The 12,774-nt window shown below is 35.3% G+C and carries 10 protein-coding genes; 3 read left to right on the top strand and 7 right to left on the bottom strand.

The genetic code is table 11. The annotated features are described in order from the left end of the window. Positions 1-71: 71 nt before the first annotated feature. Positions 72-488: a DUF4395 domain-containing protein gene (locus BW724_RS10900; protein WP_088075249.1), complete on the bottom strand. Its 417-nt coding sequence runs from the start codon at positions 486-488 to the stop codon at positions 72-74. Between the two features lie 186 nt (positions 489-674). Then, positions 675-1,097: an organic hydroperoxide resistance protein gene (locus BW724_RS10895; RefSeq protein WP_088075248.1), complete on the bottom strand. Its 423-nt coding sequence runs from the start codon at positions 1,095-1,097 to the stop codon at positions 675-677. A gap of 218 nt (positions 1,098-1,315) precedes the next feature. Here BW724_RS10895 and BW724_RS10890 point away from each other — a divergent pair, with 218 nt between their 5' ends. After that, a complete protein-coding gene (locus BW724_RS10890) occupies positions 1,316-1,840 on the top strand; it encodes a hypothetical protein (RefSeq protein WP_235848948.1) in 525 nt (174 codons plus the stop codon). Positions 1,841-1,931: 91 nt separating this feature from the next. Here the strand turns inward: BW724_RS10890 and BW724_RS10885 are convergent, their stop codons facing one another. Beyond that, entirely contained in the window at positions 1,932-2,225 is a 294-nt protein-coding gene (locus BW724_RS10885; protein ID WP_088075247.1) for a hypothetical protein, read from the bottom strand. A 538-nt stretch (positions 2,226-2,763) separates the two neighbouring features. Between BW724_RS10885 and BW724_RS10880 the strand changes: the two genes are divergently transcribed. Next, complete coding sequence (locus BW724_RS10880) at positions 2,764-4,437, top strand: transposase (protein ID WP_088074408.1); 1,674 nt, start codon at positions 2,764-2,766, stop codon at positions 4,435-4,437. 514 nt (positions 4,438-4,951) lie between these two features. Here BW724_RS10880 and adhE read toward each other — a convergent pair. The 4 genes from adhE to BW724_RS10860 all read right to left on the bottom strand — a co-directional run bounded on the left by adhE (position 4,952) and on the right by BW724_RS10860 (position 10,571). After that, positions 4,952-7,555 carry a bifunctional acetaldehyde-CoA/alcohol dehydrogenase gene (gene adhE, locus BW724_RS10875; protein ID WP_088075246.1) on the bottom strand — a complete coding sequence of 868 codons (2,604 nt, stop codon included), beginning with the start codon at positions 7,553-7,555 and terminating at the stop codon, positions 4,952-4,954. Positions 7,556-7,939: 384 nt separating this feature from the next. Next, positions 7,940-8,980 carry an aliphatic sulfonate ABC transporter substrate-binding protein gene (locus BW724_RS10870; protein ID WP_088075245.1) on the bottom strand — a complete coding sequence of 347 codons (1,041 nt, stop codon included), beginning with the start codon at positions 8,978-8,980 and terminating at the stop codon, positions 7,940-7,942. 45 nt (positions 8,981-9,025) lie between these two features. Further along, positions 9,026-9,793: an ABC transporter permease gene (locus tag BW724_RS10865; RefSeq protein ID WP_088075244.1), complete on the bottom strand. Its 768-nt coding sequence runs from the start codon at positions 9,791-9,793 to the stop codon at positions 9,026-9,028. Further along, positions 9,726-10,571 (bottom strand): ABC transporter ATP-binding protein, encoded by an 846-nt coding sequence (locus tag BW724_RS10860; RefSeq protein ID WP_088075243.1) that lies wholly within the window; start codon positions 10,569-10,571, stop codon positions 9,726-9,728. Before BW724_RS10860 ends, BW724_RS10865 begins: the two co-directional genes overlap by 68 nt. A gap of 396 nt (positions 10,572-10,967) precedes the next feature. On the opposite strand from BW724_RS10860, the gene BW724_RS10855 reads away from it, so the two are divergent. Continuing rightward, a complete protein-coding gene (locus BW724_RS10855) occupies positions 10,968-12,512 on the top strand; it encodes a hypothetical protein (RefSeq protein ID WP_088075242.1) in 1,545 nt (514 codons plus the stop codon). The last annotated feature ends 262 nt before the right edge of the window (positions 12,513-12,774 follow it).

Here is a 12,774-nt window from a genome sequence, read left to right as displayed (position 1 = left end):
AAAGACTTGGCGGAATCTCAACGGTATTAAAAATAGCATCCCCACAGTTATTTTAGTGAGGATGCTTTTATTTAACTTTGTGAGGATTTATATAGAAGTCTTTTATATTGATAATATAAAAAACACCCTATACAAAAGCCCGCGAGAGCGATACTAGCTGCTACAGTCACCATGCCGACGAACACCCAAGCTATCCAATGCTGCGTAATCAAAAAAGTAATTATTGCAATGAATAGAAGAGACGATGCAATAATCTGATTAAATCTTAATAATACAACAGCTTCTGTCTCATCATTCTTAAGGTCTTTTATTACCCATTTGGCAATCTGCATAGCAACATTAGCACGCGGTCCAAAAATAAGTGATAACACTATTAAACCAAAGGTAAACATAACAATATAAATATTTTGAAAAAGTATAGAAGTTAAAGTTAACAACACTAACATTAATTGATTAGCCTTCACTAAAGTTACGGGAATTCCCTTCATAAATATCAACCTCTCTTTCCAACAAAAAAATAGGTATATAATTATTCATATGTGTTTAGTATGAATTATTGCACGAATTTAAATATTAATCAATAAAAATGCTTTGATTTCCCTTCTTTTTCAACTTACCAATTTATATAGAAAAAACTACCGCATAATGCTACGGTAGTTAAGTTTGTTATTTAATTAGCTTGCATGCACTTCCAAATTAACATCTATGTTACCTTTTGTTGCTTTAGAATATGGACAGAACTCATGTGCTTTTTGAGCAAGCTCTTCGCCTTCTGCTTGAGATACTCCACTTATATTTACATGTAAAGTAACTCCTATTTTAAATCCACCATCACTTTCATCTTTTAATAAACTCACCTCAGCTTCTATTGTTGAATCTATTGTCTTTTTTGATCTAGAGGCCATTAGGTTTAATGCTCCATCATAACACGCTGCGTATCCAGCAGCAAACAACTGTTCTGGATTAGTTGTGTCAGGTGGTATTTCACTTCCCTTTGGCATAGATAGATCAAGATCAATCACACCATTATCAGATTTCACATGACCTTCACGTCCACCTTTTACAGTTGCTTTTGTAGTTAAAATCTTCTCAGACATGACTAACTCCTCCCTTGTCCTTTAGTTTATTCCTTACCTACCTATATTTACTTATTACATATAATTTAAACCCAATATTTCATAAGATTTTTATCACATCTTTTTCACCGAAAAATATAGTATATATACCTTGAAAAACTTAGTAATATTTAGTAAAATACTTTAATTGTATGAGTGAACGTAAACATAAAGAATAGGTATTAATGGGAGGGAGTTTTATGCTTTCTGAGATGTCTGCTTTCGAAAGGAAGGAAGACAAAAAGAAAGAAAAGATAATTGAAGAATTTGAAGAATTAGAGTTTCAAATTTTCCGAATGAAAGAGAATATGAAGGAAATTGCTAAACGTAACCAAATACTTGGTATTGAACTTACGAAAGAGGATAAATGGGTCATCGTGTACAGTATGGATGATGGAAATGTTTGTAGAATCATGCTTCATGATTGCGACACCCCTTATCGTGGAACATGGGATTTTTCCATTCATGCTCAATATAAAGATAATCATATGATTCATATTGATGATATACGTGGTGTAGAGAATCGTGGATATGGCTCTGTATGTATGAAGTTTTTAAAGGAGCATGCTTTAGAGCAAAATGTCAATATAATTAAAGGAGACATAGTGGAAAGGGATTGGGAACATCTTGATCGACTAGTTCATTTCTATAAAAAGCACAATTTCCAAGTTTCCCTATTAGAAAATGAAAAATACGGAGAAATATATTGGAGACCTGCTGTTTAATATTTGAAACTTTGCCTCTTTCAATTTACGAATTAAAAACACTCACCCATAAGGATATATATGATCCTGTTTGGGTGAGTGTTTTTTAAGATTATATCTTTGATCTTGCTTTCCTCTCAAAACTAGTACTGTTAAATATTATAGTAATCAAAGGAATTACTAATAGGGATGTAAGAATCATGGTAACCCCAACACTGGCAAGTAATATTTGCCCCCATTGACTGAAGATTGAACTAACAGGAACTAAAAAAATTCCTATACATAATTGTACATACGAAAAAATATATTTAGTCTTTGTATTAGATTTCCTATTCACATGCGCTGAATAGGCGATTATGAGCTGAAGAATGACTAGCATTCCTCCAAAGAAATACATTGCAGTCATGATCTTCTCTCCTTATCAATTTCATTTACTCTTTAGGGTTAATTTAAATAATAACTGAAGGACAATCTTTGAGGCAATTACTTAATTGTATGGTGATTATAAGGCTTCACATTGAAAAAGAGTCTAGGACCTTTATTTAAGTAGTTATGTTCGTGAGGAGAAAAATACAAATATAACCTTAATTCCTAGTCCAAATAGATAGCTAATTATACTAGGAATTTTTATTGATATAACAAGGTTTTCCCTTAATTTAGTCTCTAATTGAACTCCGAAATATCGCACTAAAAAACAACAGACTAATACTCATTATTCAATAATTATTTTGTATGTTAAAGTAACTACTATTTGCCTATCTAAAATAGAGTTGAATTAGGTTGAACTTGAGTAACCAGAAATGAGTTGCGTAAATAAGTGGAGAAATGAGACTGTCGATTAACTCATAATAATCTCCTATTTCACATACTTTTTTCATTAACTCATCACTTTCCTCCATATCTAAGGTAAAATTAAGACAAATCTTATATATGGAGTGATCGTGATGGCTCATATTCAATATAAAACATTTGGTCAGTTGTCTTTCGCAGATTATGAAGTTTTCTCTTCAGTCCCTTCCCATCCTTTCTGGAGCCGAGTAGAACAAGTGATTGACTTTTCCTTTGCAGATGAACTCTGTGCATCCTTGTATTCCTCTAAAGGACAACGTCCTTATGCTCCTTCTCTTAAATTAAAGATTCATTTTGCTCAACGCTATCACAATTACTCTGATCGTGAAATGGAAGTGGCCATTCTTTATCATCTACATATAAAACGTTTTTTGGGAGTGCCCGTTGCTTTTAACGGTTTCGACCATAGTACCTTAGGGCTCGATCGAGATCGCATGGGTTCTGCCCTATTTGATGCGTGTCACCACCACATTCTTTCCCAAGCTTTAGACAAAGGGCTGTGGGGGAAAGAAGATGATCGTTGGCTTATTGATTCCTTTCATACGTATGCTAACATTGCCAAAGTAGGGTCGTATCGCTTAATCCAACAAGGAATCCTTCAAATTATTCATCACATCGAACGTACATATCCAAAGCTGTATACCTATCTTCAAAAGGATTGTGCACTCAAAAGCTTTATGAAGCCACTCTCGGATCAAATACCTGAAAAGCGACGATTGGTATTATTTAGTCGCCTGGTGGTGGAAGCCTATAGCCTGTTACATTGGCTAGAAAATGAAAAAGTAAAACCTATATTCTGGACATGGAAGAAATCAAAACAACAACTTCGTTGTTTGGAACTTCAAGCCATTCTCTATCAAATTTTACAGGAAAACACTAAATCAATTGATCAGGATAAGCACGAAGGGGCCGAACAGGGACAACCCCAGTACCAAGAATTATCAAAAAAAGAAAAACCAAAAGATCGAATTCGAAGTGCCTATGATCCAGAAATTCGGAGTGGATATAAATCGAAATCCTTGAAGTTTACCGGAGATAAAATCCAAGTCTTAGAGTCGAGGGAGAACGGATTAGTCTTGAATATTGAACCCATTCCAGGCAATGAGTGGGACGGAGAGCGTCTTGGTCCAATGGTGAAAGAAATGATAGGTAGTTACGGAATTGCACCGAAACAGCTCATAGGTGATACGGCCTATGGCACAGGTGAAAATCGTCAGAAAATACAAGGAATGAAAATTTTAATGACAGCTCCTATACAAAAATATAAAAATCCAACGGGGTTATTAGAAAGCGATTGGTTTGTTTATGATGCCAATTTGGATGAGGTCATCTGTCCTCAAGGGTATTCGACTTCTAAGAAAGTGCGAAATAACGTAAATCAAGGGAATCAATTCAAATTCGAAGCGAAAACTTGTCAAGTTTGTCCACTATTTGAACAATGTACAACCAATGAAAAAGGTCGTACCGTTTTTATCAGTGATTACTATGAAATAATGGAACAAGGAAAATCCTATAATTTAACTGAAGTTGGAAAAGATGCATTAAGGGATCGGTACGATGTGGAAAGAACGAATAATGAAGCAGCCAACCATCATGGACTCAGGAAACCAAGAACAAGAGGGAGAGAATCATTAAGGATAACATCTAAATTGACGGCAATGGTTATCAACTTGAAAATAATAGTGAAGAAATTAGCTGAACCTATAAAGCCTTTTTACCGTTATAAAAAATGCGAAAATCGGATAAAGGCCCCCGTCTGCCCAAATTAGGTAAATTAGGACAATATCGAAGGCCTTAAAAAGGGCAGAAAGCATTAAAATAGTGAAACTTTGTGAAAAAACTCAATAAAAGCCAAGAAGTTTGTGAAATAAGGGATAGAAGTGAAATAAACTACAATAAATCGACAGTCTCGAAATTCCGCTTATTTATAATCACTGGAATAGAAGGAGAAATTCTGGCTATTTATTAAAAAGTCGTGAAAATAAGCCATTTTACTTTGCTTAAAGGGAAAAACTCCGTTTATTTAACACGAACCAACCGCAATTCTAGAGCATAAGCGGAAATACTCCGCTTATTTCAAAATTTCACTACCTCCCCTCAATAAATCATCCCCCCCACCGCAGTATTAAAATGAGGGAGTTTAAGAACATTTTTCATAGTATTAATTTATAATAAAAACCGAGACAATTTCACATAGTGAAAAGGTCTCGGTTTTGCTGTACCATTTTTAGTTTTCTCCCTCTAAACGGAACTACTTAACATTTAGTCCTAGACTTTTTTTCATTAAACTCCTTTGTATGCTTGACGGTAAATCTCTGCTAATTCAGTTACTAATGGTAATTTAGGATTTGCAGTAGTACATTGGTCTTCAAATGCCTTATCTGCTAAATAATCAACTCTATCTTCAAACTCTTTTTTAGTTACACCACATGCAGCAATGCTCATTGGTATATCAAGTTGCTTAGCAAGTTTAGTGACAGCTTGTGCAAGGCTTTCTACACCTTCTTCTGTAGTACTAGCTGGTAATCCTAGCATTTTAGCAATCTCTGCATATCTCTCATCTGCTTTGAAGTGCCCATATTTAGGGAAAGCAGTGAATTTAGTAGGACGAGTTGCATTGTAACGAATAACGTGCGGCATAAGAATTGTGTTAGCACGGCCATGTGCAATATGGAATTCTGCACCCATCTTGTGAGCTAAGCTGTGATTAATACCTAAGAATGCATTAGCAAAGGCCATACCTGCAATCGTTGATGCATTATGCATTTTTTCACGTGCAAGCTCGTTATTACCGTTTTCATAAGCTTTTGGTAAATATTCAAACACAAGTTGAATTGCTTTCATTGCTAATCCGTCTGTATAATCATTTGCCATAACAGATACATAAGCCTCAATCGCATGTGTTAATACGTCCATACCTGTGTCAGCTGTAACAGATTTTGGAACAGATTTTACAAATGTTGGGTCTACGATTGCAACGTCTGGCGTCAACTCATAATCTGCTAATGGATATTTCACATTATTAGATTTATCAGTAATAACAGAGAAAGAAGTTACTTCTGATCCAGTACCAGATGTAGTAGGTATTGCGATAAACTGAGCTTTCATTCCTAGTTTAGGATATTTAAACACACGCTTACGAATGTCTAAGAATTTTTGTTTAATACCATGGAAGTCCACCTCTGGGTGCTCGTAGAATAACCACATTCCTTTAGCAGCGTCCATTGGAGATCCTCCACCAAGGGCGATGATCGCGTCTGGCTCGAAACTTTTCATCATTTCAGCACCAGCCATTACAGTTTCAATAGATGGGTCTGGTTCTACATCGGAAAATACTTGTAATTGTACTGGCTCTTGACGTTTATTCAAGTAGTATTTAATTTTATCAACGTATCCCATTTTAACCATCATTGGATCAGTTACAATTAATACTCGAGAGATGTTCGGCATTTTTTCTAAATATTGAGTTGAGTTCTTTTCAAAGTAAATTTTTGGTGGAACTTTAAACCATTGCATATTGTTTTTTCTGATTCCTACCTTTTTATAGTTTATTAGATTTAACGTACCTACGTTTTGAGATACAGAGTTCTTCCCATGAGATCCACAACCTAATGTTAATGATGGTAGATATCCATTATATATATCCCCAATAGCACCTTGTGATGAAGGGCTATTATTAATGATTCTACCAGCTTTCATTCTAAGGCCAAATTGTCGTAAAACTTCTCCATCGTAAGTGTGAATAACAGCAGAGTGACCAAGTCCTCCGAATTCAAGCATTTCTTCCGCACGTTTGAAACCTTCATCAGTACTATTTACTTTATAACAAGCAAGAACTGGACTTAATTTTTCTCTAGATAGTGGGTATGCTTCTCCAACTCCATTTAGTTCAGCTATTAAGATCTTTGTAGCAGGGTCTACTTCAACACCAGCCATTTTAGCTATATTGTAAGCAGATTTACCAACGATATCAGCGTTTACTGCACAACCGTTGCCTGGGAACGCTAGGCCTTCTAATTTTTTTATTTCGTCCTTTGTTAAGAAGTGACAGTTATTTTTTATAAGCTCTTGTTTCGCTTCGTTATAAATTTCTTTGTCAATAATTACTGCTTGTTCCGAAGCACAAATCATTCCGTTATCAAAAGTTTTTGAAAGAATTAGGTCATTAACTGCTTGCTTCACGATAGCTGTTTTTTCAATGTAACATGGTACGTTACCTGGACCAACACCAAGTGCTGGTTTACCAGTTGAGTATGCGGATTTTACCATTCCTGCTCCACCAGTTGCTAAAACAACAGCGACACCTTCGTGATTCATCAATTGCTGTGTCCCTTCAATAGATGGCTTTTCAATCCATTGAATACAATGTTCTGGTGCCCCAGCTTTCAACGCTGCTTGATAAAGAATATTAGCTGCATTGGAGCTACATTTTTGAGCTGATGGGTGGAAAGCAAAGATTATTGGATTACGAGTTTTAATTGCTATTAAAATCTTGAACATTGTTGTGGAAGTTGGATTTGTAACTGGAGTTACACCTGCAACTACTCCAACTGGCTCAGCAATTTCAATAATCTCTTCATGTTCATTCTCTGAGATAATTCCAACTGTTTTGTTATATTTAATTGCGTTATAAATATATTCTGTTGCAAAAATGTTTTTTATAATTTTGTCCTCGTATACACCTCTTTTAGTTTCTTCTACAGCCATTTTAGCAAGAGGCATATGTTGATCTAATCCAGCTAATGCCATTTCTTTAACAATCTTGTCTATACTTTCTTGATCGAAGTTAAGAAATTCTTTATAAGCTTTTTGTGCATTTTGGACTAGACCGTCTACCATCTCTATAGCTGTGCTCATTTTCTTAATACCTTTTTCCTCAACTGCCATGTTAACCCCTCCTCGTCATATGTGAATAATTTCACATTATGACTTAAAAAATTTTTAAAATTTATTTTTATATTAAGTTCCTTACCTACAACTCGATTATAGTATGAAAATGGTTAAATTTGTTTGTCAAAATTGTGAAGTTCTTCACATTTTTATTGATAGCGTTTTCATTATGAACTATTTGTGAAAAAAAGTATTTCAAGTATCTATAGTATTGATTTTATATCCAATTTATGCTTGATTAACCTGGTATAAGCTATGTATGTATTTTCTGTTATATATGTTGCGATTGTTCTGTTACATATAGTAGAAAATCCACAAACTCGTCTACGCTACTATATTAAAACCCCCTTAGGCCAAACATTGGCTAAGGGGGTTACAATATTATTCAGATACAATACTATCTAGTATTGAAGTATCAACAAATCCATCAAGGTCTGGTTCGTCATTTAAGAACTGTAATTCATAAGAAGCAGTAGCCCATTTTTGTAATGCATCACCATGTGTCTCAGTTGTGACTTCCATACGCTCCCACGCTCTTTCTAGAACTTCATTTGATAACCGTGTTTGTGAAAGGCTATAAATGAGGTCATTTACTGTTTCTAACGTTTCGCTCGTATTTTCATGGGCAAAGTCTACAGCACGTTTGTGAGCCCTAAGAGCTTGCTCAACCGCTTCTGGATTAGCTTGTAAAAACTCATTCGTTGTAACAATAACCACACTTGCTAGCTCTTCACCTAAAAATACTTCATCCCACTCTGCAACTACATTGGCATTGTGTTCAACCTCTAATAAAGTACCCCAAGGTTCTGGTGCCGCAGCAGCATCAATTTGCCCTTGTTCAAACATGGCTACCATATTCGCTGGATTAACACGAGACTGATGTTCTACTGTTCCACCAAGTCGATTAGATACTAATCCTAGTTCATTTAGCATTATTTCTAACTGAACATTATGAGTACAACCATTCCCTGGAGTACAGAATGAACTACCATCAAAATCTTCTAATGAATAAATACCTGAATCTTCACGGGAAACTATTAAAGTTGCACCATTGGCTGCTGCACCTATAACTACAACATCCCCACCAGCTAAATAGTAGTTGATAGCAGGTCCTGGGCCTACATAACCTAAATCAATATTTCCAACATCCAATGCTTCAATAAAGTCATTTCCATTGGGAAAGTTTACGAATTCTAAATCATAGTTTTGCATTTCTTCTTCAAAGAACCCTTTTTCTTTTCCAACGATTGCTGCTGCATGGTCTAAATTTGGGAAATACCCAATATTAACATCACCTGATGCTTCAATCGATTCTCCATCAGTATCACCTGTCGTTTGAGATCCATCTTGATCACCTTCTCCGCAAGCAGTTAGAAAAAGTAATCCTGCTAATGTAAGAAATAAATAATGAAGCTTTTTCATTCTGAAATCCTCCCCTGTAATCCTTTAGTTGTTATTTATAATTAATTATTTAGCTAAACCCCATCTAGATAACACACGCTTCTCAATTTTACTAAAAACAAAGTATTCCATAACTAATCCTATTACTGAAATAATAATCATAATTGCAATAACCATTTCCATATTAAAGAAGTCCCTTGCATCCATTAATGTTCTTCCTAGCCCTCCACGACCAATTAACTCTGCAGCCATTAATGCACGCCACGCAAAAGCCCAAGCAAGTCTTGCCCCAGTTAAAGCAGATGGGATAGATGCTGGAATCATTACTTTCCAAATTAACTCAGTGCGATTATATCCCATCGTTCTAGCAGCCCTAATTAATATAGGTTGCACATTTTTTATACCCATCCTCATATTCATTGTCATAGGCCATGTACCACCTAATACAACAACAAAGAGTATAGCAGCGGCTCCACCATGGAACATAACTAGAGCAAGTGGCAGCCATACAATACTTGGAACGGACTGTAATGCTATGACTAATGTACCTAAAGTTTCATCAGCAAGCTTGGAAGTTCCTATTAATATACCTAATATAGAACCGATAATCACAGCTAATGTAAACCCTATGGCAATTCTCTGCATACTTTCTGTTAATGCAACTGTTAAAATCCCAGTCTCAAAAAATCCTGTATATAGTTGTTTTACAGATAGTAATGGCGACGGAAACATGTTTGTAGACCAGAAAGCCAGCTCTTGGTTAACTCTATATGTTGTCTCCCATATTGTTATTAGTACCGTAAAGAAGAGAAGCCTTCTTACTATTGAAGTCATCACCCATTTCCTCCCTCATCACTTTCTCAATTTCTCCGCCTAAAATAGACATAATATCCTCTTCTAATTTCACAAATTCTGGTGAAGTAATTACCCTTGGTCTTGGAATGGTTACATCGTAAATTTTCCTAATACCACCTGGACGGGTTCCCATTAGAACTATTCGGTCCGAGAGCATAATTGCTTCCCTAATATTATGTGTAACAAACACAATGGTTTTTTTAGTTTCTTCCCAAATATATTGAACCTCGCGGTGGAGCATTGATCTCGTTTGTTCATCTAAAGCACCAAACGGTTCATCCATCAATAATATCTTTGGGTCCATAGCTAATGCTCTTGCAATTGATACCCTTTGCTTCATACCACCTGATAGCTCATGTGGATAAGAGTTCATAAATTTACTCAAGTGAACTAATTTCAAATATTTCTTTGCATGCTCCTTTGCTTCTTCCTTTTTCATTTTTTTCCGAAGTGCAAACATAACGTTTTCAATCACTGACATCCACGGCATTAGTGCTGCTTCTTGGAAAACTACACCTCGGTCAGAACCTGGGGTTTTAATTAATTTTTCGCCTACATACACTTCTCCATTCGTCGCTTGATCAAGACCTGCAATAATATTTAACAATGTAGACTTTCCACAACCAGAAGGTCCTAGTAATGATAAAAATTCACCAGGATTGACTGTTAAGTTTATATCATCAAAAACAGTAAATGATTGTTTTTTTTCCTTATTTTCAAATGTTTTTTCAACCTTCTTAATTAGAACTTGCTCCATATCCAATCCCCCTAATTCAAGGATAATCTATAATTCTTATATTCTTGGTCGGAATTAATATTAATAGTATATGATGGGTGTTTCAAACTGTCAATAAGCATGAGCCTATTTTATTTATTTAGAAGCCAATTGATACTATTATAGTTTATTTTATTCGCTTAATTATATTCAGTAAGTTAACTATTACACAACAGACTTTTATCAACATATTAATTAAATTGCTATGATTGGTCATGATAAATATAGTAATAATTAGCCGGTTTCGACGAATTTCAACCTATTATATATAAAACTGTTGAAAAATTGTAAAACAATTGTACAATATGTCGTTTACCTTAGTCTTCAATTAAGATAATATATACAATTGTGAGAAATTTATTGTGAAGGAGTTTCAACATGGATATTAATCATGTAATTGAACAAATTACGCACTTACAGTTATTAAATCAGTTTTGGATTTTACTATTCTTTTTAGTTCCTATGGTTTTGATTGCTAGAACTGTAGTTGCAGGAACTAGGTATTCACCAATCCTTATCATCGTTATCTTTGGATTGGCAATGGGTTATATTTTAGTAATGAGTGATGTAGCGACACCAGGTCTAGTAGAGTTCCCATTCGTGAACTTAATGGCTAATACTACAATCATTGCGTTAACAGTGACATTCTTTGTTGGTGGACAAGAGTTGAGAAAGATTTTTGGGAACAAAAGTCTCGATACTGACGATTTAATGGTTCCATCAGATGAAGAACTGGTACTAGGTACAAGCAGCACACAATTTATTTTTATTATCCGTTCTTTCTTTATTTTGTTAGGAATTGAGGGGGTAATGAGAATATTGCTTAACAATTCAAATACCTTATTGAGCGGATATTATCCCTTAATTGCGTATATTGGATTAGTTGGAGCAATTGTTTTTATTGATAACAAGGCAAAAATTAAAAATAAACATCTCTATATAAGAAAAGGACTGCTAGAAATAGCGATAATTGTAGCTGTGTTATTCTTATCATTTCATATCGCAACTGCAGTTCAAGCCATCATTGCTTTACCACAAATTTTCTTTGCTATGATGATTTCTGCTGCTTTAGGTGCATTATTTTATAAATGGTCGTTCGGCCCTACAGTAAGAGCATTACTCTTTGCTGGTATCCCTGTAGTACTTGCAGCAAACTTTATGGTAGGTGGATCTCGTATCGGAGAAGCTTTTTCGGTTGAAGGGATGAATTCTGTCATTGCATATGGTTTCTTTGGCCAGCTTTTCTGGATGTTTGGTGGAATTGCATTAATCATGTTCTTTGCAAGAACTGCAAATGCAAGGAATCTAGCGCCTGGTATGGCTGGGGCATTGTCTCACTCCGGTCTAACAGGGGCATGTACAGCTGGTGACTTCGGGAAAATAGCTGCACAACGTGCACCAATTATGATTAACATCCCATTCTTTGGGCATGTTTTTGTATTTTCAATTTTAGCAATTAGTGCTGAACGGGAAAGTCTTTGGATGGTGCCCTCTCTCATTATTGTAGCAATTGGGATCTTTTTAACTGTGCTTTCCTTAAAAAATCTTAGGAAAGCAAATAATGAAGATCGAAAAGAAGTTAATGCTCTCATTCAGTTTTCCTTTGGCTGGCAATTAACGGCTGTGTTCGGAGGATTAACATTACTTTCTTTAGGAGCTATCCAAATGGATTTCGCAGCAATGGCTCAAGCTAGTGGTATTTCTCACTTTGGTTTATTTGCAGCGATTCAGGAAGGAATGTTTGGAGCAAATGCTGCCTTATTGATTCCATTTATCTTCTCTATGCCTTTCCTTGTTCACCCAGTTGTGTTCTTTATGTTTGGTAGAGCGATGGAAAACAACGGAGAGATGCCTATAAAACCAGTTTATGTTTTAGCAATCATTGGACTAGTTGGTATTCTTGGAGCATTGTTTTTCATATAAACAAAGCAAAACTAATATTATATGCGTTATATAGAGGATGGACTCACTTTAAAAATGTGACTCCATCCTTTTTACATGGATATCCTTTATTTATTTTTAATTGTAATTGAACTCACTACAACCTACTCGGTTTCCCCTGCCTTCCATCCCGCAGGAGTCTAGTATCCCACTACTCGTTATTGAAACATTTAGAAAAAACTTTTATTTCGGGATGCATACAGGAAAATTTATAGTATAATGTAATATAATTCGTATTACGAAA

Source organism: Litchfieldia alkalitelluris (genome assembly GCF_002153425.1).
Lineage (GTDB): Bacteria > Bacillota > Bacilli > Bacillales > Salisediminibacteriaceae > Evansella > Evansella alkalicola.
This window is presented reverse-complemented; position numbering and strand designations above follow the sequence as displayed.